Consider the following 22488-nt stretch of genomic DNA (forward strand, 5'->3'; position numbering starts at 1 on the left):
ACAGTGCCGGCCCCATAAACGACGAACCCCGGCCAGGCCGGGGTCCGCGTGCGATCTTTGCTGGCCTTACTTGGCGGCGACGACCTTGGCCATTTCCAGGCACTTGTTCGAGTAGCCCCACTCGTTGTCGTACCAGGTCACCAGCTTGACGAAGGTGCTGTCCAGGGCGATACCGGCTTCGGCGTCGAACACCGAGGTGCAGGTTTCGCCGCGGAAATCGGTGGCCACGACCTTGTCTTCGGTGTAGCCCAGGATGCCCTTCAGCGGGCCTTCGCTCTGTGCCTTCACTTCAGCGCAGATCTCGGCGTAGGTGGCTTCCTTTTCCAGCTCGACGGTCAGATCGACCACCGACACGTCCGAGGTCGGGACGCGGAAGCTCATGCCGGTCAGCTTCTTGTTCAGTTCCGGGATGACCACGCCGACGGCCTTGGCCGCACCGGTGGACGACGGAATGATGTTCTCCAGGATGCCGCGGCCGCCGCGCCAGTCCTTGTTGGACGGGCCATCGACGGTCTTCTGGGTGGCGGTGGCCGCATGCACGGTGGTCATCAGGCCGCGCTTGATGCCCCACTTGTCATTGATGACCTTGGCCAGCGGCGCCAGGCAGTTGGTGGTGCACGAGGCGTTGGAGACGATCGCCTGGCCGGCGTAGGTCTTGTCGTTCACACCGTAGACGAACATCGGGGTGTCGTCCTTCGACGGCGCCGACATGATCACCTTCTTCGCGCCCGCGTCGATGTGCTTCTGCGCGGTTTCCTTGGTCAGGAACAGGCCGGTGGACTCGATCACCACGTCCACGTCCACGTCGTTCCACTTCAGGTTGGCCGGGTCGCGTTCCTGGGTCAGGCGGATCTTCTTGCCGTTGACCAGCAGGTCGTTGCCCTGCACCGCCACATCGGCCTTGAAGCGGCCGTGCACGGAGTCGTACTTGAGCATGTAGGCCAGGTAATCCGGCTCCAGCAGATCGTTGATGGCCACGATTTCGATGTCGTCGCCGAAGTTCAGCACCGCCGAGCGCAGGACGTTACGCCCGATGCGACCGAAACCGTTGATACCAACCTTGATTGCCATGTTCTCAAGCTCCTGCGGCCGCGTCGGGTGCGGCGGGATGGATAGGGCCCACAAGTCTAGCAAACCGGGCATGGCCACCGTGGGCCAGCCCCTGCCGGCAGCGGGCTGGCGGACAGGATTTGATCCGGATCAAAGCGTTAGCGCGACGTGAGGCCGAGACTGGCCGCATCCACCCAGCAACGAGATCACCCCCATGCGCAAGACCTCCCCCCTGATCGTGGCCAGCCTGGCCGCCGCCCTGTCCCTCGCCGCCGCCCCGGCCATGGCCCAGTCCAAGGGCGACTGGACCGTTTCGGCCGGTATCCACCAGGTGGCACCGAAGTCGAACAACGGCTGGCTGGCCAACGGCACCCTGAAGGTCGATGTCGACAACGACGTCAAGCCGACCATTACCGGTGAATACTTCATCGCCGACAATCTGGGCATCGAAGTGCTGGCCGCGCTGCCGTTCAAGCACGACATCAACATCAACGGGCTCGGCCGCGTGGGCAGCACCAAGCAGCTGCCGCCGGTGGTGACCGTGCAGTACCACTTCAACAGCAGGGGCAAGGTGTCGCCGTTCATCGGTGCGGGCGTGAACTACACGACCTTCTTCAGCGAAGACACCACCGGTGCGCTGAAGGACAGCCGCCTGAAGCTGCAGGATTCGTGGGGCCTGGCCGCGCATGCGGGCGTGGACTTCGCGATCGGCGAGAAGGGCGCGCTGCGCGTGGACATGCGCTGGATCGACATCGACAGCAAGGTGAAGTTGAACGGCGAGAAGATCGGCACGGTCAACATCGATCCGCTGGTCTACGGCGCTTCGTACGTCTTCAAGTTCTAAAGCGGTGTGTTGAGCGCGGGGGCTTCGCCCCCGCTCCCCCGCTACACGCAAAACCCTCGCAGCATGTTGCCCCGGTGATTGCCGGGGCTTTTTTTGTTTGCGCGAAAAGCACCGGCATCTGGAATTGGGCGGAGAGGGTGGGGTGATCGGGACACGCCGTAAATACGTCCCTGTAGGCTCGATCGCCGCATCCATGCGGCGAACGGTCCCGATCACCCCACCCTCTCCACCCTTCCCATCTGCGCGCGCGTGCCAGCTCAAGCAAAGGCAAGAGCAGAAGCAGAACCTGAACATCCGAGGCGTAGTGGTTGCCTGTAATTGCAGGAGGCCGATTTTGATCCTGCATTTGTTTTTGATGTTGCCTTTGACGTTTGCATCCGCCTCCGCGGCCATGTTTGGAGGGGAGCGCAGCGGGAGGGGCGGCGGGACCGTTGGTGCCATGGATGGCGCCATCGAGCCCCCATGGATGGGTTTACGGCGTGTCCCGCCGCCCCTCCCGCTGCGCTCCCACTTCGGAACAGGAACGCGCCGCTCTTCAATCCACCTACCCCCGCTAGAATGTGCACATGAAAGCCCTGCACTCCTTCTTCCTCGCCGCCGCCCTGGCGCCGGCCCTGCTGTCCGTCTCCGCCCCTGCCCATGCCTGGGGCGCGCAAGGCCACCGCCTTGTCGCCGAAGTCGCCGACGCCCGCCTCAACCCCACCGCCCGCGCCGAAGTGGACCGCCTGCTGGCCACCGAACCGGACGCCACGCTGGCCAGCATCGCGCCGTGGGCCGATCAGCTGCGTGCCAAGGATCCGGGCCTGGGCCGTCGCTCGGCCGGCTGGCACTACGTCAACATCGCCGAAGACAACTGCCATTACGAAGCACCGAAGCACTGCAAGAACGGCAACTGCATCGTCGAGGCCCTGAAGGCGCAGAGCACCATCCTCGGCGACCGCAGCCTGACCGACGGCGAGCGCCTGCAGGCGCTGAAGTTCGTCGTGCACCTGGTCGGCGACATCCACCAGCCGATGCACGCTGGCTACGCCCACGACAAGGGCGGCAACGACTTCCAGCTTCAGTTCGGCAACCGCGGTACCAACCTGCACTCGCTGTGGGACAGCGGCATGCTCAACACCCGCAAGCTGGACGACGCCGGCTATCTGCCGCTGCTGCAGGGCCAGCGCGCGCCGAAGCTGGCGCGCCAGTCCAACCCCCAACGTGACCCGCAGACGTGGGCCGAGGCCAGCTGCCGCATTTCCATGCAAGCTGGCGTTTATCCGGCCACGCGTAAAATCGGTGATGAATACACCGAGCGCTACCGGCCGCTGGCCGAAGCGCAGCTGCGACTGGCCGGTGAGAACCTGGCGCAGTTGCTGAACCGCGTGCTGGGCACGCGCTGAGGAGCGTTCCAATGTCAGTCCAGGTGCAGTCGTTCTTCCACCGTGACAGCAATACCTTCAGCTATCTGGTCAGTGATCCGGCCAGCGGCGAAGCGGCGCTGATCGACCCGGTCCTGGACTACGACCCGGATACCGACGCCAGCAGTGAAGCGCCGCTGCATGCCGCGTTGCAGGCCATCGAACAACAGGGCCTGCAGCTGCGCTGGCTGCTGGAGACACACGCTCACGCCGACCACGTATCGGGTGGGCGCCGGCTCAAGCAACGCTTCCCGCAGGCCACGCTGGCCATCGGCGAAGGCATCCGTGCGGTGCAGGCCACCTTCGCGCCGCGCTACGGCCTGCAGCTTCCTGCAGCGGATGAAATCTTCGATCACCTGTTCGGCGATGGCGAAACCTTCGCTCTTGGCGAACTGCGCTGCCAGGTGATCGCCGTGCCCGGCCATACCAGCGACAGCATCGCCTACCTGATCGACGATGCGCTGTTCACCGGTGACTCGCTGTTCATGCCCGACGGCGGTACCGCCCGCTGCGATTTCCCGGGTGGCGATGCCGCGCAGCTGTACCGTTCAATCCAGCGCCTGCTGGCGCTGCCCGATGCGACCCGCGTGTTCGTCTGCCACGACTACGGTCCGGGTGGTCGTGCATTCGCCAACGAAACCACCATCGGCGAACAGCGCGCACACAACATCCACGTGCATGACGGCGTGGCCGAGGCGGAATTCGTCAGCGTGCGCCAAGCACGCGATGCAACGCTGGAAGAACCCAAGCTGATGCAGCCCGCGGTGAAGGCCAACATCCAGGGCGGGGCCTGATCCACGCCGCTGCGCTCGCCGGGCATGGCCCGGCGTTACCGTTTTCGGTCAGGCATCGCGGGCGTTCATTTCCCCTGTGTGCGCACCACATGCTGACCCTTCACGATTTCGAACGTAAAGGCGTACTGCAGGGTGACCGCCACCGGCTCGATGCGCTCGGCGCCGCGACAGTCGCCGCGGTCGGCAGGCACCTTGCCAGCCGCAAAGTGGCAGACCGCTGCGGACGAGTACTTCCACATGGCCACCGCTTCCTGTGCGGCCTGCAGAAGGGGCGCATTCTCGCGTGCGGCACCTGCCGCGCACCCGGAGCGATCAGTCAATGGCAGGCTGCGCTCGACTGCGCCATTGGCATCAACCACCACCTGCAGGCAGATGGTGGTCGGTGCCAGCTCCGCACGCGGGTCACGATCACCGACCTCCGGATCCGGCGCCGCGTACAACTGCGGCATCCGGTAGCCCTCGCTCGCGCCCAGCGAATAGGCCTGCAGCTGCCCACTGCCGCCACCGGTCTGCGGCTGCAGGCGCTGATGGCCGACATTCTCGCTGCGGGTATCAACGGTGGTCAGGCGATCCTGGGTCGCGCACCCTGCCAACAGCGCCGCCATCATCAACAGTGGCGCGGACTTCACTGGGAGTCCTCGGTGTTGTCCATGGCATAGGTGATCGGAATCTTCACAGCCCCTGCAACGGGCTTTCCGTTCTTCATCGCCGGACGATAGGTCCAGCTCCGCGCAGCGGCGATCGACACCGCATCGAACACACCCGGATTGGTTGCACTGAGCACCTGGAAGTCAGTCGGATGGCCGTTGGCATCCACGTCCACGCGCAGGTTCACCACGCCCACCTGGCGCTGTTCGATGGCGGACTTCGGATAGGACGGTGGCGGCATCTTGTCGACCTGGATCGGACGGTCCAGCCCCGCCTTGGCCGCATCTTCTTCAGCATGTTCGAACGGCTCGACGCTGATCGACGGCACGCCCGTCGCGCCACCCTGGCTGGCCCACGCCACCGCTCCCATTCCCAGGCACAACCCGACCACCAGCACCTGCCCCGACACCCACGGCAATGCCTTCCGCTTGGACTGCTTCAACATGGCGATACGCTCCTTCAACACGGGTTGGCTGCGCCAATGGCAGACCGCTGGCGCAACCGGATGGACCAGCTGCGCCTTCAGCAGCGTGCTGGCGTAGAGACCACGCAGTGCAGGCTGCGGGGCAATGGTGCGGGCATCGCAGGCCAGCTCCTGGTCACGCAGGAATCGGCGGGCGGCCCACGGCAGAAGCGGATGGAACCAGAACACCGCGCGTGCCATCAGCAGCGCCCCATTGGCCCAGTGATCGCCATTGCGACGGTGGCTGCGCTCGTGCTGCAGGATCAGGCCCTGTTCCTGTGCGGTGAACTGCTGGTCGAAGTCCGGGCCTACCACGATGCGTGGACGCCACAGGCCGACCAGCGCCGGCAGCCCGGGATCAACGCTGGCCTGCCAGCTGCCATCGGCGCGTGCGCACAGTTGGCCCATGCCGCGTTCAAAGCGCCACTGCGCACGTAGATCGCGTAGCAGACAGAGGACCGCCCCCAGCGTCCATGCCAGCAGCAACAGCCCGGCCCACGGCAACGACTGCCCTGTCATGCCTTCGACGGCGCCGGGTACCACTTTCAACGGCAGCGTTGGCACATGCTCCAGCAGTGCCACCTGCGGCAACGGCAGCAGCAACGATGCCCCCAGCAACGGCAGCAGCCACCAGCTGCGGTAGGCCAACGCCACGCCCCCCAGGCGCACCAGCAAGGGACGCAGCACCGCCAGCACGACCACACCCAGTGCCAGCCACAGGCTGGCCTGCCACAGTCCATCGAGCAGCTCAGTCATGGTCCAGCTCCTGGATCAGCTTCTTCAGTTCGGCGATGTCCTGCGCACTCAACTGGCCGCGTTCGCTGAAGTGCGCGACCAGCGGTGCCACCCGCCCTTCGAAGACGCGGCCGATGAAGTCCTGGCTCTGCGCCTCCACCCACGCCTGGCGCTGCAGCAGCGGCCGGTACAGGTAGCGCCGGCCATCGCGCTCGGCGGCGATCGCGCCCTTGGTCAGCAGGCGGTTGAGCAGGGTCTTGATGGTCGGCTCGGCCCAGTCGCGGTGGGCCAGCGCGGCCACCACCTCGTCGGCGCTACGCGGTGCCTGCTGCCACAGCACCTCCATCACAACGGCTTCGGCTTCGCTGATCGGGGTCATGGTTTACATCCGTAATCGACAACCCGATTACGCGCGTAATCGAATCGCCTGTCAAGCCCCTCGACTCCAGGTTCATCGCACCTGCGCCAGCATCGATACCTCCCGCCCCAGGCCCCGGATGAAAGCGCTGCCCAAGAAGGATTTCCCGGTCGAGCAGGCGCGCCGCTTCCTCGAACCCGGCCCGATCGTGCTGCTCAGCACCGCCTGGCGTGGCCAGCGCAACCTGATGACGATGGGCTGGCACATGGTGATGGGCTTTTCGCCCTCGCTGGTCGCCACCTACCTGTGGGACGCGAACCACAGCCACGCGCTGGCCCATGGCAGCGGCGAGTGCGTGATCAACGTGCCCGGCGTGGAGCTGCTCGATACCGTGGTGGACATCGGCAACTGCAGCGGCCGCGAGGTCGACAAGTTCGCCCACTTCGGGCTCGATGCACAGCCCGCGTGCGAGGTCGGTGCACCTCTGGTCGGGCAATGTCATTCGTGCTTCGAATGCCGCCTCTACGACGACAGCCAAGTGGAATCGAGCAACCTGTTCATCTGGGAAATCGTGCGCGCCCATGTTGCACCACGCCCAAAGCTGCCGCGCACGGTGCATTACCGGGGCGATGGGCAGTTCATGGTGTCTGGCGCCGAAGTCTCGCGTCGACGGCGGTTCAAGCCCGACATGCTGTAATGCCAGCACTCCCCCACTCGCAGGACCACCGCGCATGACCGAACACCTCACCGACCTGGACGCCGCCGTCGACTGGTTGTTTGCGCGCGTGGACGGGCCGCTGCGGATCGGGGCACCGCTGGCACTGGGCAAGCCGCATCGGCTGCTCAATGCCCTTTACGCACGCGTCGAGCACGATCCGTCGCGGCCGCTGCAGCTGTATACCGCGCTCTCGCTGAACCCGCCGAAGGCACGCGGCAATGGCCTGGAAGCGCGCTTCATGGCACCGTTCGCGCAGCGCCATTTCGGCGACGATTTCCCGCGCCTGGCCTATGCCGATGCGATCGCGCGCGACGCGTTGCCGGCACATGTGCAGGTGGAAGAGTTCTACATGCAGTCCGGCGCCCTGCTCGGTTCGCGGCAGGCGCAGTCCAGCTATACCAGCCTGAACTACACCCACGCCGCAGACGCGGTGGCGCAGCGCGCGCCGCAGGTGATCGTGCAGAAAGTGGCGATGCGGCCGGATGACCGCCGGCTCTCGCTGTCGTGCAACAACGACATTACCCAGGACACGCTGGATGCGATCGCCGCGCGCGGCCTGCCGCGGCCGCTGCTGGTCGCCGAGATTGATCCGCAGCTACCCTACCTGGGTGGCTCGGCCACGGTCGATGTGTCGTTCTTCGATCTGGTGATCACCCCACCGCCGCCGTACCCGGCGCTGTTCGGCCTGCCGCGGCAGCCGGTCGGTGATGCCGACTACGCCATTGGCCTGTATGCCAGCACGCTGGTGCGCGACGGCGGCACCCTGCAGATCGGCATCGGCACGCTGGCCGACGCGCTCAGCCATGCGCTGGTGCTTCGCCACACCGACAACGCGCGCTACCGCCGCGTGCTGCATGCGCTGGATCCGCAGCTGGCCAGCCACCCGCTGGTGCAGGAAATCGGCGGACTGGAACCGTTCGAAGTCGGCCTGTACGGCTGCAGCGAAATGCTCAACGAGGGCTTCCGCCGCCTGGTGCAGACCGGCGTGATCAAGCGCAAGGTGCACGACGACCTGGCGCTGATGCAACGCATCGAAAACGGCAGCACCCTGTCCATCGACCACGCCACCCTGGCCGCCGAAGGTGAGTACCTGCACGGTGCGTTCTACCTGGGTTCGCCGGAGTTCTACGAATGGTTGCGCACGCTGCCGGAAGACGAGTGCCGCGCGATCGGCATGCGCCGTATCAGCGAGATCAACCAGCTGTACGGTGGCAACGAGACACTGGAACGCCTGCAGCGCCGGCACGCGCGCTTCTTCAACTCCTGCATGATGGCCACCGCGCTGGGTGCGGCGGTGTCGGATGCGCTGGACGATGGCCGTGTGGTGTCCGGCGTGGGCGGCCAGTACAACTTCGTGGCGATGGCACATGCGCTGCCGGAAGCGCGCAGCGTGCTGATGTTCCGCGCCGCGCGCGATGACAAGGGCCAGCGGGAATCCAACGTGCGCTGGAACTACGGACACACCACCATCCCGCGCCATCTACGCGACATCTACCTCAACGAATACGGCATCGCCGATCTGCGCGGCTTGACCGACGAGGACTGCGTGCATGCGATGACCGCAATCACCGAGGCCCCGTTCCAGGGCGGCCTGCTGCAGCAGGCACACACTTCGCGCAAGCTGCTGGCCGCCAAGCAACCGGATCCCGAGCGCCAGCAACGCAACACACCGCAGGCATTGACGGCGGCGCTGGCAGCGTTCCGCGCCGATGGCACGCTGCCGGACTATCCGCTGGGCAGCGACTTCAACGAGATCGAGCAGGTGCTGGTGAAGGCGCTGGGCTGGCTGAAGGCCAACACGCAGACCCGTGGCGACAAGCTGCGCACGGTCTGGGCGGCGCTGCGGCAACCGGCCGGTGATGGCGATGCGGTGTACCTGCAGCGCATGGGCCTGCAGGCACCGAAGGATTTCGCCGAACGCCTGGACGCGCGACTGCTGCGCCTGGCGCTGGCGCGTACCGCCTGAGAAAAGTTTCCGGTAGCGCCGGGCCATGCCCGGCGAGCATCTGATCCGCCGGGCATGGCCCGGCGCTACCCAATAGAGAAAGGCCGGCTTGCGCCGGCCTTTCCTTCATCTCACTGCCGGGCTGCTTACAGCGCCTTGGCGGCTTCCACCACGTGGGCGGTGGTGATGCCGAAGTGCTTGTACAGCTGGTCGGCGGGGGCCGAAGCGCCGAAGGTGTCGATGCCGATCACTGCACCGTCCAGGCCAACGAACTGGCGCCAGAAACCGGTGACGCCGGCTTCCACGGCCACGCGCTTGCGCACGGCGTTCGGCAGCACCGATTCACGGTAGGCCGCATCCTGGCGCAGGAACACGTCGGTGGACGGCATCGAGACCACGCGGGTCTTGAGGCCAGCCGCGTCCAGCTGGGCCTTGGCTTCAGTCGCCAGCGAAACTTCCGAACCGGTGGCGATCAGGATAACGTCCGGGGTACCAGCAGCATCGGCCAGCACGTAACCACCGCGCTCGATCTGGGCGATCTGCTCGGCGTCGCGCGGCTGGTGCGGCAGGTTCTGGCGGCTGAACACCAGGCAGCTCGGACCATCCTGACGGGTGATCGCAGCCTTCCAGCTCACCGCCGACTCGACCGCATCGCACGGACGCCACACGTCGTTGTTCGGGATGTAACGCAGCGAAGCCAGGTGCTCCACCGGCTGGTGGGTCGGGCCGTCTTCGCCCAGGCCGATCGAGTCGTGGGTGTAAACGTGGATGGCGTGTGCCGGGATCAGCGCGCTCATGCGCACGCCGTTGCGGGCGTAGTCGCTGAACACCAGGAAGGTGGCGTCGAACGGAATGAAACCACCGTGCAGGGCCAGGCCGTTGGCGATGGCGGTCATGCCGAACTCGCGCACGCCGTAGTACACGTAGTTGGCGTTGGCGTCGTCGCTGGCGACCGACTTGCTGCCCTTCCACAGGGTCAGGTTGGAGTGCGCCAGATCAGCCGAGCCACCGACGATTTCCGGCAGCAGCGGCGCGTAGGCTTCGATGGCCAGCTGCGAGGCCTTGCGCGAGGCGATCGTCGGGCCTTCAGCGGCCACCTGGGCGATGTACGCATCGGCCTTGGCAACGAAGTCGGCCGGCAGGTCGCCGTGCGAACGGCGGGTCAGTTCGGCCGCTTCGGCCGGGTACTGCGCGGCGTACTTGTCGAACTGCTGTTCCCATTCGGCCTGGCGCAGGGTGCCGGCACCATTGGCGCGCCAGCCGTCGTAGATCGCCTGCGGGATCTCGAACGGGCCGTATTCCCAGCCCAGCTTCTTGCGGGTGGCTTCCAGCTCGTCCTTGCCCAGCGGTGCGCCGTGGCTGGATTCCTTGCCCGCCTTGTTCGGCGAACCAAAACCAATGGTGGTGCGGCAGCAGATCAGGGTCGGCTTGTCGCTCTGCGACAGCGCGGCCTCGATGCCGGCCTTGATGCTTTCCGGGTCGTGGCCATCGACATCGCGGACCACGTTCCAGCCATAGGCCTCGAAACGCTCCGGGGTGTTGTCGGTGAACCAACCCTCGACGTTGCCGTCGATGGAGATGTGGTTGTTGTCCCAGAAGCAGACCAGCTTGTGCAGGCCCCAGGTGCCGGCCAGCGAAGCGGCTTCATGCGACACGCCTTCCATCAGGCAGCCATCGCCCATGAACACCCAGGTACGGTGGTCGACCACTTCCAGCTCCGGGCGGTTGAAGCGCTGTGCCAGCAGCTTCTCGGCCAGGGCGAAGCCCACGGCATTGGCGAAACCCTGGCCCAGCGGGCCGGTGGTGGTTTCCACGCCCGGGGTCTCGTGGCGTTCCGGGTGACCGGCGGTGTGGCTGCCCAGCTGGCGGAACAGCTTGAGCTGCTCGATCGGCAGGTCGTAACCGCTCAGGTGCAGCAGCGCGTACTGCAGCATCGAACCGTGGCCGTTGGACAGCACGAAACGGTCGCGGTTGAACCAGTGCGGATTGCTCGGGTTATGGCGGAGATAGTCGTTCCAGAGGACTTCGGCGATGTCGGCCATGCCCATGGGCATGCCGGGGTGGCCGGACTTTGCGGTTTCAACCGCATCGGCGGCAAGGAAGCGGATGGCGTTGGCCAACTGGCGACGGGTAGGCTGCGTCATGGTTCTGTCGGAATCGGGAGGCGGCCGCGGACGTGCGGGCGGCCTATTGTCCCATAGTCGCCGGGCGGGGGGTCAGTTCACCTTGCCCGGTAGTGCCGGCCGCTGGCCGGCAGTTGCGCAGAATTCAATGAAGATCATGAAGTTGCCGGCCAGCGGCCGGCACTACCCGCCCCCGGAGTTCGGGGGCTGCGCCATAGGCGCCGGGGTGTGGAGGCCGGTAAGGGGGGCCCGCGATTCGCATCGCGAAACGTGGGAGCGGCAGCGCGCATGCGATGACGCGTACCCGGCCAGCGGCCGGCACTACCGCCCCCGGAGTCCGGGGGACGGGAATCCGATCTCAGTCCTTGTGCGGGGTCAGCGCCGGGCCGTCGTGGCCCTCACCCTTGGCCACCAGGGTGGTCAGGGCCAGGTCACCGGTGACGTTCAGCGCGGTACGGCACATGTCCAGGAAGTGGTTCACGCCCAGGATCAGGCCGATGCCCAGCGGGTTCACGCCCACCATCGCGCAGATCATCGCCACCACCGGCAGCGAGCCGGACGGTACGCCGGCGGTACCGATGCCACCGAGGATGCAGACCGCCATCACCATGATCTGCTGGCCGATGCTCAGATCCACGCCGAAGAACTGGGCCAGGAAGATCACCGTCACGCCCTCGAACAACGCGGTGCCGTTCTGGTTGGCGGTGGCACCCACGGTCAGCACGAAGCGCGAAACCCGCTGCGGCAGGCCCATCTGGTCGGCCACGCGCAGCGCGGTCGGCAGGGTGGCATTACTGGACGCGGTGGAGAACGCCATCACTGTCGCCTCCTGGGTATCGCGGAAGAACGACAGCGGCGAACGGCCGGACAGCCACACGGCCGTACCGTAGGTCACCACCATGTGCAGGCCCAGTGCCAGCACCACCACGCCCACGTAGGCGCCCAGGCGGATGATCAGCTCGAAGCCGAACAGTGCGGCCAGGTTGAACATGAAGCAGGCCACCGCGTACGGCGCCAGGCGGATGACCAGGTTGATCAGGGTCATCGAGATTTCGAACACGCCTTCGATGGCGCGGCGCAGCGGGGCGACCTTCTCGTTGTCGGTCAGCACCATGCCGATGCCGAACATCAGCGCGAAGAACATCAGCGACAGGATCGCGCCGTTGTCAGACGCGGCCTGCAGCACGTTGCTCGGCACGATCGACAGCAGCATGTCCATGCCCTTCGGCGTGCCATGGATGCCAGCAACGATCTCCTTGCTGCGCTCGGCGTTCTCCGACAGCATCATCGCCGCGACCTGCGGGTCGACGCCCACGCCCGGCTTGAGCAGATTGACCAGCACCAGGCCGATGCCGACGGCGATGCCGGACAGCAGCACGGTATAGGCCAGGGTCTTCCAGCCGATGCGACCGAGGGCGCGGATATCGCCCATCTCCGACACGCCCATGATCAGCGCCGAGAAGATCAGCGGCACGATCAGCATGAAGATCAGGTTGAGGAACAGGCCCGAAGCCGGGGTGGTGATGTAGTCCATTACCCACTTGGCACCGGCCTGCAGACCATCGACGCTGCCACCCAGGGCGTGCACGATCAGTCCCAGGACCAGGCCGATCGCGAAGCCGATGCCCATCTTCCAATGCAGGGGCAACTTCTTCTTGTCGGCAGCAGCTGCTGTCATACGCGGGTTTCCTCGAAAAATGAATGCACTCTAACAAAGCGCGCAAGCGGCGCCGGTTCAGGTTCGCCGTGGCGGATACAGCGGCGCCAGACCAGTGTCAGCGGTGCCCGCAGCCGCCGACCAGTGCGGTCCGTCACGGAAGGCCTCGCGCAGGCGCGCACGCAGCGACGCCAAGTCGCCCTGCCCACCCCAGCGCGCCTGCTGCAGGTCCTGCAGCACTTGTCGCTGTCCGGGGTCAGCCAGGCGGTCGATGACCTGCTCGATACGTTCGACACCGGCCATCGCACACAGCTGCGCTTCGACCTGCTCAAAACCTTCGCCATCCAGCACACGGCGCAGTTCGGCCAGACCGGCACGCCCGCTCGCCACAACCGGCACAGCCGAGCGACCCGCCACCGGCGCCGCCGCACGCGGGCGACGGCCACGTTGCCAACCCCACAGCAGGGTCAGCAGCCACAGCAACGCCAGGCCGATGGCCGCTCCCATCCACGGCCATGGCCGTTCGGACAGGCCACTGGCGCGCGGATCGGTCGCCGCGATACGGCTGTCCTGGCCATCGGCACCCGGCAGCGCCGCATCGGTGTCGATCGGCGGCAAGGGTGCCGGCGGCGCGTTGCTTGCGCCGTTGCCCGCTGCAACGGCCAGCGTCAGGTCTGGCAGGCGCGCTTCCTGTGCCTTGCCGCTGCGAACATCCCACCATGGCAGCTGCGGCCCCGGCACCACCAGCGAACCGGGCTGGCGCGGCACGATCGAATAGCGGCGGGTGATCTTCAGCCGCGGCGTGCTGCCGTTGAAGGTCTCCTCGTACTGTGCCGGCTCGGCAAACACCTGCGCATTGCTGCCGACCTCGGGCACCGGCAGATCGGTGAACTGCGCGCGGGTCGCGCCTTCGGCAATCGCCTCGACCACGATGTTGGCGGCTTCCCCGCTGCGCGCACTGGTCGGCGCGCTGGTGTAGCGCAGTTGCAGGCTCTGCAGCGGCAGCCACGGCTGCGGTGCCTGCGCCGGCTGTGCCTGCACCTGCAGGGTGCGGTCGGCGCCGGTGGCATTCATGCGGCCATCGCCGCCGCCAAAGAAATCATCGAAGAACCCACCGGCACTACGACCGTTGAAGCGTGCACCGGCCAGCCGCAGTGCACCGCTGCGCTCGGGGATCAGCAGGAAGCGGCGCTCGACCACGTTGTAACGGCGGCCATTGACCTGGCGCACGTCGGTGCGGTCGTCGCCCACCCGCTGCAACGACGCGCCGGCCGGTGTATCCAGCACCAGTTCGCCGGACGCCAGCTGCGAGGCGAAGTACAGCCGCACCACCACGCCTACGCTCTGCTGCACGTACGGCGTCTGATCATCGACAACGGTTTCGATGAAGGCCATCGCGTTGCTGTCCGGACCGGCGACGGTGGCGGCGTCCACCTGCAGGGTCAGCGGCGCGGTCCGCGTGCTGCCCACCTGCAGGCCGGGAATGACCAGCGCACCACTGCGACGCGGCGTCAGCGCCACACCGTACAGATTGCGCTGCTGCATGGCGCCGTTGCTCCACTCCACCTGGCGGCTGCTGGTCTGCCCACTGAGGTCGAAGTCGGTACGCAACGGGTTGAAGTCGGGTGCGCCCTGGTCACTCTCGACGTTGAGGGTGACCGTATCGCCCATCGCAACACGGTCGCGGTCGAGCCAGGCGCGCGGCTGCGCCCACGCCAGCAGCGGCAGCCACAGCAGTAGTGCCGCCAGTACCTGCAGCGGCCAGCGCCCATGCATGTTCGTCGCCCGCGTCATCGCCCTTCCCTCTTCCTGCGTTCGTTTTCCAGCTGGAACTTGGCCCGCAGCAACGCGCCCGGATCATCCGGCACACGCCGCATCCACGCCTCCACCGCCTGCTGCTCCTCGCGCTGGCGTGGCGTGGCGCCATCGCTGCCTGGTACCGGCTTGCCGTCCTTGTCGGCCTGATCCTCGCGCGCCTGCTGCATCGCCTGCTGCATGCGCTGGCGCTGCTGTTCATCGGCCTGCGCCTGCGCCTTGGCGTCTTCCACCTGTGGTGGTGCCTGCTGGCCGTCGCGGCCACGCTCGCCGGGCTGCGGGTTCGACTGCGTTTTGTCGTCGCCCGGCTTGGGCTGGCCCTGCTGGCCAGACTGCGGCTGGCCCTGGCCGGAATCCTTCCTGCCCTGCTGCGGCTGCTGGCCCTGCGGATTCTGCTGGCCCTGACCATTCTGCGGTTGTTTCTGCTGCCCGTTCTGCGGCGGCTTCTGCTGATCCTGGCCCTGGCCACCGGATGACTTGCGCTTGCGCGCGGCATCGACCACCGCACGGTTGGCCACCGCGTCGGCCATGCCCGGATGCAGCGCCAATGCGCGATCGTAGGCAGCAATGGCTTCGTCGTAGTTGCCCTGGCGTGCCAGTGCGTTGGCCAGGTTGTACCAACCGGCATCGTTGTCGATGCCCTCGAACTGCTTGCGCGCACTGGCGAAGTCGCCATTGCGGTATGCCTGCACGCCGTCGGCCAGGCGCTGATGCTGCAGCTGGTCGCTGCGCTTCCACAGTGTGCCCTGCACCGGCTGCGGCGCAGCGGCCGACGGCGCCTGCGCCTGCACCTCGCCCATCCATGGCAGCAGGCCCACTGCCAGTACGGCAGCCAGCAATGCGCGGCGACGGAACGCCAACAGCGCCAGCAGCATCAGGGGCGGCAGCAGCCAGAAACCTTCATCGCGCCATTGCCTGCCCTCGCCCGGTCGCTCCGCCGTCGTGCCCTCACGCACATCGAGCACGCCCAACGCACGCAGATCGCTGTCATCGGCGGCAATGCGCGCATAGCGTCCGCCGCCGGCCGTGACCACCGCGCGCAGGCTGGCTTCATCCAGTGCGGCCTGGCGGATCTGCCCGCTGCCATCGCGATAGGCCGCACCGGCTGGCGTACCCAGCCCCAGCACCGACACCTGCAGGCCCAGGCTGCGTGCCTGAGCTGCGGCCAGTCCGGCTTCGCCGTCGGCCTGGTCGGTCACCAGCAGGATCTGCCCGCGCAATGCACCGATCTGCCGCATCAGCCGGGTCGCCCAGTCGATGCCACGGTCGGCGCGCTGGCCGTCGCGCGGCATCACTTCAGGTGACAGCGCATCCAGATACAGCGCGACATTGCTGCCGTCATCGGTCAGCGGCGCGACGGTGTAGGCATCGTCGGCGTACACCACCAGACCGACCTGTCCGCCCTGACGCGCGCGCAACAGCTCACCTACCTTTGCACGCACCTGCAGCAGGCGCGAGGGCGGCAGGTCGGTGGCGGTGATCCGGCTGGACAGGTCCAGCACCACCAGCAACGGTGCGCTGGCCTGGAACATCGGTTGCGCCTGCTGGCGCCAGCTTGGCCCGGCCATCGCCAGCGATGCCAGCGTCCAGCCCAGCAGCAGCGCCCACGGCAGGCGCGCACGACGGCGCGTGCCAGCCGCCAGCAGATGCGGCAGCAGGTGCGCATCCACCGCCTGCCGCCACACATCGCTGCGCCGCTGCCGGTACAACGCCACCGCGATGATCAGCGGCAGCGCCAGCAACGCCCACAGCCATTCCGGGCGCAGGAAGTGCAGCGCGTTCCAGTCGGGAAGATTCGAAACCAACGCGATCATCGGCGACGCTCCGGCCACAGCCAGGCCAATGCGCCCAGCAACAAGGCCAGGCCCAGCGCCCATGCGTAGCGTTCCTCGCGCGGGCGCAGGCTCGGACCCTTCGCCGCGATCGGCTCCAGCCGGTCCAGCTCGGCATAGATGCCGGCCAGCTGTGCGGTGTCACGTGCGCGGAAGAACTGGCCGCCGGTCATGGTGGCGATCTTCTTCAACGTCGCTTCGTCGACCGGATCCTGGTCGGCAGAGATCGGAATACCAAACAGGCGCATGCTGCCGTCACCGCCAAAGGCCACGGTGTGGATGCGTACGCCTTCGGCGCGCGCCACCTCGGCCGCACGCAACGGTTCCAGCACGCCGGCATTGCTCACGCCATCGGTCAGCAGGATCAGCACGCGCTGGCCCTCGGGTTGGCTGCGCAGCCGCTTCACCGCCAGGCCGATGGCATCGCCAATGGCCGTCTCGCGGCCGGCCAGGCCGACCACGCTGTCGCGCAGCTGATCGCGCACGCTGGCCAGGTCGGCGGTCAGTGGCGTCAGCGTGTAAGCACGGTCACCGAACACCAGCAGGCCGATGCGATCCCCGGCACGACGATCAAGAAAATCGGCCAGCACGGCCTTGGCTGCGGTGAGGCGATCAACCGCCTGCCCGCCCAGCACCATGTCGCCCTCGCCCATGCTGCCGGACACGTCCATCGCCAGCATCATCTGCCGGCCTTCCTGCGGCGGCGTGATCGCCTCACCCAATTGCTGCGGACGCGCCAGCGCCACGCACAGCGCGCACCAGCCCAGCCACAGCAGCAGCGTGCGCAGCCACGACACATCGACGCGGCCGCCACCGGCCAGCGCTTCCAGTTCGGTGGCCGCATACGGCACGCGCAGCGCAGCGCCCGGATCGGCACGGCGTTTCCACCAATGCATCAACAACGGCAGCGGCAGCGCCAGCAGGGCCAGCGGCCATGCCAGCTGCAGGTCCGGCCACGGCCAGTAACTCGCCAGCACGTTCATCGGCGGCGCTCCAGCAGCAGCGCCAGGTAGCGCTCGCGCGCCCAGCGGCGTACTGCGGCCACCTCGTTGACGTCCACGCGTGGGCGATAGGCACCTTCGGCCAACAGGCTACGGCGTGCTTCCGGCAATGTGCCCTGCGGATCCACGCGCTGCCACCAGGCCTCATCGCGCAGCGACTCGCTGCCCGGACGCGCATGGCGGGCGGCACGACGCAGCAGTCCCGCAATGGCCGCCAGTTCCGCAACGGCGTCGTGGCTGGCAGCCAACTCCTGGTCGAACAGCTGCAACCAGCGCTGGTGACGACGGCGGCGGCGCCACCACAGCACAGCCACCACCAGCAGCACCAGCAGCAACACGCCACCGATCATCAGGTAGCCCGGTGCCGGCGGCCACCAGGATGGTGGCGGCGGCAGCTGCACATCACGCAGCGGCAGGTTGGCGCTCATGCCGGCACCTCGGTCGGCGACGGTGCCAGCCAGGCATCGCTGGGCGCGTCGGTGGACAGCACCTGCACGTCGACACGGCGCGCACCGAGCTGACGCCGCAGCTCCTGCAGCGGTTCAACGAAATGCGCCTGCCAATGGGCCTGCACCTCGCTGCGGCGCAGGTCGAGGCCAATGAGCTGCTGCAGGGTCTGGAACTGCAGCGCGGCCGACGGCGGCTGCAGTTCCAGCGGATCGACCAGCAGCACCAGGCTGAGGTCGTGATGCTGGGCCAGCGCGCTCCAGCGTGCCGGCGGAATGCGGATGGCCTGCTGCGGATCGGCCAGCACCAGCATGCGCGCACCCGGGCGCAGCACGCGGCCGGCGTGGTCCAGCGCGCGCTCCAGGCCCAGATCATCGGCAGGCGGCTGCGCATACCAGCGGGTCAGTGCGTCGAGCACGCGCAGCACGCCGCGCGGACCGCCTGCGGGGGCAATCGGTGGTTCACGGTCGCTGCCACGCAAGGCGCCGATGCGATCGCCACGGCGCTGCGCCGACCACGCGGCGACGGCGCCGGCGCGTGCGGCCTGCACCGACTTGAAGCGCACGCGGGTGCCGAAGTACAGCGACGGTGAAGTATCGGCCACGATCAGGCTGACCCGCTCGCGCTCGGCCTGGAACAACTTGGTATGGGCACGACCGGTCCGTGCGGTCACCCGCCAGTCGATATGGCGTGCATCGTCGCCGGCCACGTACTCGCGCGACTCGGCATATTCCATGCCGCGCCCACGCAGCGGCGACGGCGCCTGCCCGGCATTGCCGGCACGGCCACGGCGCGGCGGTGGCGGACGCTGCGCCAGCCGCCGCAGTGCCACCAGTTCGGCCAGCTGTGGGCGCAGCCCGTCACCGTCACTGACGCTGGGTACGTGTTCCAGGGATCGATCGGTCATGCGCAGGCTCAGGGTGCCGGCACCCGGGCCAGCAGTTCCTGCACCAGGCGCTCGCCGTCCCAACCCTCGGCGGTGGCTTCGTAGCTGGGCAGCACGCGATGGCGCAGCACGTCGGCAGCGACCGCGCGCACGTCATCGGGGGTGACGAAGTCGCGATCCGCCAGCCAGGCGCGTGCGCGCGCACAACGCTCCAGCGCGATCGAGCCGCGCGGGCTGGCGCCCCAGGCGATGCGGCGGCCGAGGCCGGCGTCATAGCGCGACGGGTCACGCGAGGCCAGCACCAGCTCGATCAGGTAGCGCTCCAGCGCCGGCGCCATGTGCAGGTCCAGCACTTCGCGGCGGGCATCGAACACATCCTGCATCGGCATCTTTTCCGGTACCGGTGCCGACTCGCCCAACGCACCACGGGCGCGCTCGCGGGCCAGGCGCAGGATTTCCGATTCGGCCGCCTGGTCCGGGTAACCAATGCGCACGTGCATCAGGAAGCGATCCAGCTGTGCTTCCGGCAGCGGGAAGGTGCCTTCCTGCTCGATCGGGTTCTGCGTGGCCATCACCAGGAACAGTGGCGGCAACGCGTAGGTGTGGCGGCCCACGGTGACCTGGCGCTCGCCCATCGCTTCCAGCAGCGCTGACTGCACCTTTGCCGGGGCGCGGTTGATTTCGTCGGCCAGCAGGATCGGGTGGAAAATCGGGCCGGGCACGAATTCGAAGCGGCCTTCCTGCGGGCGCCAGATCTCGGTGCCGGTCAGGTCGGCCGGCAACAGGTCCGGGGTGAACTGCACGCGTGCGAAGTCGGCTTCCAGGCGCGCGGCCAGCGCGCGGATGGCGGTGGTCTTGGCCAGGCCGGGGGCACCTTCCACCAGCAGGTGGCCGTCGGCCAGCAGGGCGATCAGCAGGCGTTCGACCAGCGCGGCCTGGCCCACGATCTCGGCCGACAATGCGTCGCGCAGCTGGCTGAAAGCGGCATGCAGGCGGGAGGTAGCCGGCGCGGGCGGCGGCGAAACGGTTTCGGGCATCGGCGGTGGCAGGTTCATGGGGGCCTTTGACCGGCGCAGGACGGCACGGGTTCCCGACATCATCGCAGGGTGCCCTGCGATTGGCATCAAGAACGGCTGAACAGCATCCACGCATGACCTGGATCTACCGGGCCGTAGGCGTGGAAGGGGGCCCAAACGAAGAAGGGCCGCACAGGGCGGCCCTCTTCGTGTTGCGGGGTGCGATGGCTCAGTTCTGCTTGGCCACGCGCAGCACCTTCGGGGTCACGAACACCAGCAGTTCGGCCTTGTCCTTGTTGCGGCCACGCTTCTTGAACAGGTTGCCGAGGAACGGCACGTCGCCCAGGAACGGCACCTTGCTGATGCTGCTGCGGTCGGTGAACTCGTACACGCCACCGATGACCACGGTCTGGCCGTCCTCGACCAGCACCGCGGTGTTGACTTCGCGGCGGTTGATCGACGGCACGGTGCCGTAACCGTCCAGCTGGATGAGCTGGTCCACTTCGTCCTTCTTCACCTGCATGTTGAGGAACACGCGGTTGTCGTTGGTGATGGTCGGCGTGACCTTCAGTTCCAGCACCACTTCCTTGAACTGCACGTTCGGCGTTGCAACGCCACCGGTGCCGCCACCACTGATGGTGACATAGCCGATTTCCTTGCCCTGCTTGATCGTTGCCTCGCGCTGGTTGGTGGTGACCACACGCGGGTTGGAGATCACTTCGCCACGCGACTCTTCCTGCATGGCCGAAAGCTCCACATCCAGCAGGTAGCCGGCGTTGAGGATCGACAGGGCCAGCGAACCCGGATTGCTGGCCGTAGCAACCGGCAGGCTCCAGTTCAGGCCGCGGGTGATGGTCGAGCCCGTCGCCACCGGCGGCGGACCGACGCGGCCGCCGGCAATCCAGTCACGCTCGGCCTTGGCATTGTCCTGCGCCGTCTTGACCTGCGATTCGCGGGTCAGGCGATTGGCTTCCAGATTGCCACTGAAGTAGACGTTGTCACGGCTGCCACTGATGCCGAACTTCGCACCCAGCTCGCGGGCGAAGGTGTCGGTCGCAATGACGATACGGCTTTCGATCAGCACCTGGTCGACCGGGCGGTCGATCACGTTGATCAGCTCGCGCATGCGCGCGATCTTCTTCGGAATGTCGCTGATCATCAGCGTGTTGGTGCGCTCGTCGGCCACGATGCGGCCGCGACCGGACAGGAAGCCACTGTCCTCCTGCGAGGATGAGCCACCACCGCCGCCGCCAGCGCCACCACCGCCACCGCCACCGATGCCCTTGGCTTCAGTCAGTGCTTTGAAGATCTGGGTGGCGCTGTGGTAGTTGATCTGGACGTAATCGGTGACCAGGTCCTCGCGGTTCTCGATGGCGATGCGCGCGTCTTCCTTCTCCTGCTCGAACTTGGCCAGTTCGGCCTGCGGAGCGACCCAGATCACGCTGCCGTCGCGACGCTTGTCCAGGCCCTTGGCGCGCAGCACGATGTCCAGCGCCTGGTCCCACGGCACATTCACCAGGCGCAGGGTCACGTTGCCCTGCACCGAGTCGGATGCCACCACGTTGAGATTGGACTCTTCGGCAATCAACTGCAGCACGGTGCGCACCGGCACGTCCTGGAAGTTGAAGGTCACCGGCTTGCCGGTGAAGCCGCGCTGCGGCAACGCCTTGGCTGCCTGGGTGACGCTGCCGGCGGTGACCGCGCCTACAGCGGCCGGGGCCTGCCGCGGGCTGATCTCGACCACGTACTCGTTGCCGCTCTGGTAGGCGAGCGATTCGACCGCACCGCCGGTGCTCAGCACCAGCTGGGTACCGGCACCGGACGGCTTGGCGTCGATGCGCTGCACCGGCGTGGCGAAGTCGACGACATTCATCGGCTTCTGCAGGTTGGCCGGCAGACGGGCATTGCCGACGTCCACGACCACGCTGTTGCCCTGCGTACGCAGGTCCGGGATCGCGCCCTGGCCGTCGAACTGGACGATCAGGCGCCCGGCGCCATCATCGCCCCGCTTGAAATCGATCTTGGCCACCGACAGGCCGGCCGGTGCTGCAGCCGCTGCCACGGTGGTGCCCACCGGCTTTTCCGCCGGTGCGGCAGCCAGCGCCGGAGCGCAGGCCAGCATCAGCGCGACTCCCAGCGCGCTGACACGGTTCAAGGTAGAGCGCCGGACGGGACGCAGCCCCTTGGCTTGGTGAAAGGTCATCGTGCTATCCCCAGTAAACGATCATTGATCTTCAAGCGAGAGCGTTGCCGGCCGTTCCAGCCAGCCACCCGCGCCATCCGGCACCAGTTCGATCAGCTCCACGCGGTCCTCGAAGACCGCCGTGGCCCGTCCGTCGCTCTGCCCCAGGTAACCGCCCGGGCGCACCCGGTAGGTCACCTTGTCCGGTCCCATCACCAGCGCGACAGTGCCTGCGCCGGTGCCGATGGTGCCGACCATGTCCAGTGCGTCCAGCGGGAAGCCTTCCAGCGGCTCCTTGCGCCGGTTCGGATCCGGCCGCAACCCACCGCTCCCCTGCGGATTGGTCCAGGCATCGGTGAACGGATCACGCATGCCCTGCGCGGAGTATTCGAAGGTCTCGAACTGCTGCATCACCGGCAGCGGCTCCAGTGGCTGCGCCGGTCGTGCACGCTCACCCTCCACCCACTTTTCCAGGTTCGGTGCATCGCCGGGCGTGCTGGTCACGCCACGGCCGCACGCAGCCAGCAACAGCACTGCAGCAGCCATTCCACAACGTGCGAAGAAGGAACGG

General features: G+C 67.2%; 19 protein-coding genes. 5 read left to right on the plus strand and 14 right to left on the minus strand.

Translation table 11 applies throughout. The features are described from left to right. Positions 1-66: 66 nt before the first annotated feature. Positions 67-1071, minus strand: a complete 1005-nt coding sequence (gene gap / locus SMAL_RS16365; RefSeq protein ID WP_006388661.1) for a type I glyceraldehyde-3-phosphate dehydrogenase — start codon at positions 1069-1071, stop codon at positions 67-69. Positions 1072-1264: 193 nt separating this feature from the next. Here gap and SMAL_RS16370 point away from each other — a divergent pair, with 193 nt between their 5' ends. The 3 genes from SMAL_RS16370 (at position 1265) to SMAL_RS16380 (ending at position 4091) form a co-directional block, all read left to right on the plus strand. Beyond that, positions 1265-1894, plus strand: a complete 630-nt coding sequence (locus SMAL_RS16370) for an OmpW/AlkL family protein (RefSeq protein ID WP_012511963.1) — start codon at positions 1265-1267, stop codon at positions 1892-1894. A 566-nt stretch (positions 1895-2460) separates the two neighbouring features. After that, positions 2461-3279, plus strand: a complete 819-nt coding sequence (locus SMAL_RS16375) for a S1/P1 nuclease (protein WP_012511964.1) — start codon at positions 2461-2463, stop codon at positions 3277-3279. Between the two features lie 11 nt (positions 3280-3290). Then, positions 3291-4091, plus strand: coding sequence for an MBL fold metallo-hydrolase (locus SMAL_RS16380; protein WP_006388709.1), 801 nt, complete (start codon positions 3291-3293; stop codon positions 4089-4091). A gap of 65 nt (positions 4092-4156) precedes the next feature. On the opposite strand, the gene SMAL_RS16385 is transcribed toward SMAL_RS16380, so the two are convergent. From SMAL_RS16385 to SMAL_RS16395, 3 genes are read right to left on the minus strand one after another with little or no spacing between them, the layout of a single operon-like run. Beyond that, on the minus strand, positions 4157-4720 hold the full coding sequence (locus SMAL_RS16385; protein WP_012511965.1) for a hypothetical protein: 564 nt from the start codon (positions 4718-4720) through the stop codon (positions 4157-4159). Further along, positions 4717-5958, minus strand: coding sequence for a M56 family metallopeptidase (locus tag SMAL_RS16390; protein WP_012511966.1), 1242 nt, complete (start codon positions 5956-5958; stop codon positions 4717-4719). The genes SMAL_RS16385 and SMAL_RS16390 overlap by 4 nt, the downstream gene beginning before the upstream one ends. Next, the gene (locus tag SMAL_RS16395) at positions 5951-6316 is read right to left on the minus strand and encodes a BlaI/MecI/CopY family transcriptional regulator (RefSeq protein ID WP_012481135.1); all 366 of its coding nucleotides are present in this window, start codon (positions 6314-6316) and stop codon (positions 5951-5953) included. Before SMAL_RS16395 ends, SMAL_RS16390 begins: the two co-directional genes overlap by 8 nt. A gap of 118 nt (positions 6317-6434) precedes the next feature. Here SMAL_RS16395 and SMAL_RS16400 point away from each other — a divergent pair, with 118 nt between their 5' ends. Together SMAL_RS16400 and SMAL_RS16405 are read left to right on the plus strand one after the other, a co-directional pair. Further along, entirely contained in the window at positions 6435-6992 is a 558-nt protein-coding gene (locus tag SMAL_RS16400) for a flavin reductase family protein (protein ID WP_012511967.1), read from the plus strand. Between the two features lie 34 nt (positions 6993-7026). Next, positions 7027-8979, plus strand: coding sequence for an acetyl-CoA hydrolase/transferase C-terminal domain-containing protein (locus SMAL_RS16405; RefSeq protein ID WP_012511968.1), 1953 nt, complete (start codon positions 7027-7029; stop codon positions 8977-8979). 125 nt (positions 8980-9104) lie between these two features. On the opposite strand, the gene tkt is transcribed toward SMAL_RS16405, so the two are convergent. The 10 genes from tkt to SMAL_RS16455 form a co-directional block, all read right to left on the minus strand. Then, a complete protein-coding gene (tkt, locus tag SMAL_RS16410) occupies positions 9105-11102 on the minus strand; it encodes a transketolase (protein ID WP_012511969.1) in 1998 nt (665 codons plus the stop codon). A 337-nt stretch (positions 11103-11439) separates the two neighbouring features. Continuing rightward, positions 11440-12759 (minus strand): dicarboxylate/amino acid:cation symporter, encoded by a 1320-nt coding sequence (locus SMAL_RS16415; protein WP_006388765.1) that lies wholly within the window; start codon positions 12757-12759, stop codon positions 11440-11442. A 57-nt stretch (positions 12760-12816) separates the two neighbouring features. Next, entirely contained in the window at positions 12817-14532 is a 1716-nt protein-coding gene (locus SMAL_RS16420; RefSeq protein ID WP_006388766.1) for a BatD family protein, read from the minus strand. Continuing rightward, positions 14529-16367, minus strand: coding sequence for a tetratricopeptide repeat protein (locus tag SMAL_RS16425; RefSeq protein ID WP_012511970.1), 1839 nt, complete (start codon positions 16365-16367; stop codon positions 14529-14531). The genes SMAL_RS16420 and SMAL_RS16425 overlap by 4 nt, the downstream gene beginning before the upstream one ends. Next, positions 16364-17368, minus strand: coding sequence for a vWA domain-containing protein (locus SMAL_RS16430; RefSeq protein ID WP_012511971.1), 1005 nt, complete (start codon positions 17366-17368; stop codon positions 16364-16366). The genes SMAL_RS16425 and SMAL_RS16430 overlap by 4 nt, the downstream gene beginning before the upstream one ends. Beyond that, the gene (locus tag SMAL_RS16435; RefSeq protein ID WP_012511972.1) at positions 17365-17814 is read right to left on the minus strand and encodes a DUF4381 family protein; all 450 of its coding nucleotides are present in this window, start codon (positions 17812-17814) and stop codon (positions 17365-17367) included. Before SMAL_RS16435 ends, SMAL_RS16430 begins: the two co-directional genes overlap by 4 nt. After that, positions 17811-18740, minus strand: a complete 930-nt coding sequence (locus SMAL_RS16440; RefSeq protein ID WP_012511973.1) for a DUF58 domain-containing protein — start codon at positions 18738-18740, stop codon at positions 17811-17813. The genes SMAL_RS16435 and SMAL_RS16440 overlap by 4 nt, the downstream gene beginning before the upstream one ends. A gap of 8 nt (positions 18741-18748) precedes the next feature. Further along, the gene (locus tag SMAL_RS16445) at positions 18749-19774 is read right to left on the minus strand and encodes an AAA family ATPase (RefSeq protein WP_041864582.1); all 1026 of its coding nucleotides are present in this window, start codon (positions 19772-19774) and stop codon (positions 18749-18751) included. 190 nt (positions 19775-19964) lie between these two features. Next, complete coding sequence (locus SMAL_RS16450; RefSeq protein WP_012511975.1) at positions 19965-21938, minus strand: type IV pilus secretin PilQ; 1974 nt, start codon at positions 21936-21938, stop codon at positions 19965-19967. Between the two features lie 21 nt (positions 21939-21959). Beyond that, complete coding sequence (locus SMAL_RS16455) at positions 21960-22463, minus strand: pilus assembly protein PilP (RefSeq protein WP_050559910.1); 504 nt, start codon at positions 22461-22463, stop codon at positions 21960-21962. Positions 22464-22488 lie beyond the last annotated feature (25 nt).

The organism is Stenotrophomonas maltophilia R551-3 (assembly GCF_000020665.1).
GTDB classification, from domain to species: domain Bacteria; phylum Pseudomonadota; class Gammaproteobacteria; order Xanthomonadales; family Xanthomonadaceae; genus Stenotrophomonas; species Stenotrophomonas maltophilia_L.

Coding starts and splice junctions, on each gene's coding strand:
- SMAL_RS16425 (WP_012511970.1), bottom strand. CDS start 16,367: ATGATCGCGTTGGTTTCGAATCTTCCCGACTGGAACGCGCTGCACTTC.
- SMAL_RS16455 (WP_050559910.1), bottom strand. CDS start 22,463: ATGGCTGCTGCAGTGCTGTTGCTGGCTGCGTGCGGCCGTGGCGTGACC.
- SMAL_RS16415 (WP_006388765.1), bottom strand. CDS start 12,759: ATGACAGCAGCTGCTGCCGACAAGAAGAAGTTGCCCCTGCATTGGAAG.
- SMAL_RS16445 (WP_041864582.1), bottom strand. CDS start 19,774: ATGAACCTGCCACCGCCGATGCCCGAAACCGTTTCGCCGCCGCCCGCG.
- SMAL_RS16420 (WP_006388766.1), bottom strand. CDS start 14,532: ATGACGCGGGCGACGAACATGCATGGGCGCTGGCCGCTGCAGGTACTG.
- SMAL_RS16400 (WP_012511967.1), top strand. CDS start 6,435: ATGAAAGCGCTGCCCAAGAAGGATTTCCCGGTCGAGCAGGCGCGCCGC.
- SMAL_RS16395 (WP_012481135.1), bottom strand. CDS start 6,316: ATGACCCCGATCAGCGAAGCCGAAGCCGTTGTGATGGAGGTGCTGTGG.
- SMAL_RS16430 (WP_012511971.1), bottom strand. CDS start 17,368: ATGAACGTGCTGGCGAGTTACTGGCCGTGGCCGGACCTGCAGCTGGCA.
- gap (WP_006388661.1), bottom strand. CDS start 1,071: ATGGCAATCAAGGTTGGTATCAACGGTTTCGGTCGCATCGGGCGTAAC.
- SMAL_RS16370 (WP_012511963.1), top strand. CDS start 1,265: ATGCGCAAGACCTCCCCCCTGATCGTGGCCAGCCTGGCCGCCGCCCTG.
- SMAL_RS16440 (WP_012511973.1), bottom strand. CDS start 18,740: ATGACCGATCGATCCCTGGAACACGTACCCAGCGTCAGTGACGGTGAC.
- SMAL_RS16405 (WP_012511968.1), top strand. CDS start 7,027: ATGACCGAACACCTCACCGACCTGGACGCCGCCGTCGACTGGTTGTTT.
- SMAL_RS16450 (WP_012511975.1), bottom strand. CDS start 21,938: ATGACCTTTCACCAAGCCAAGGGGCTGCGTCCCGTCCGGCGCTCTACC.
- tkt (WP_012511969.1), bottom strand. CDS start 11,102: ATGACGCAGCCTACCCGTCGCCAGTTGGCCAACGCCATCCGCTTCCTT.
- SMAL_RS16380 (WP_006388709.1), top strand. CDS start 3,291: ATGTCAGTCCAGGTGCAGTCGTTCTTCCACCGTGACAGCAATACCTTC.
- SMAL_RS16375 (WP_012511964.1), top strand. CDS start 2,461: ATGAAAGCCCTGCACTCCTTCTTCCTCGCCGCCGCCCTGGCGCCGGCC.
- SMAL_RS16390 (WP_012511966.1), bottom strand. CDS start 5,958: ATGACTGAGCTGCTCGATGGACTGTGGCAGGCCAGCCTGTGGCTGGCA.
- SMAL_RS16435 (WP_012511972.1), bottom strand. CDS start 17,814: ATGAGCGCCAACCTGCCGCTGCGTGATGTGCAGCTGCCGCCGCCACCA.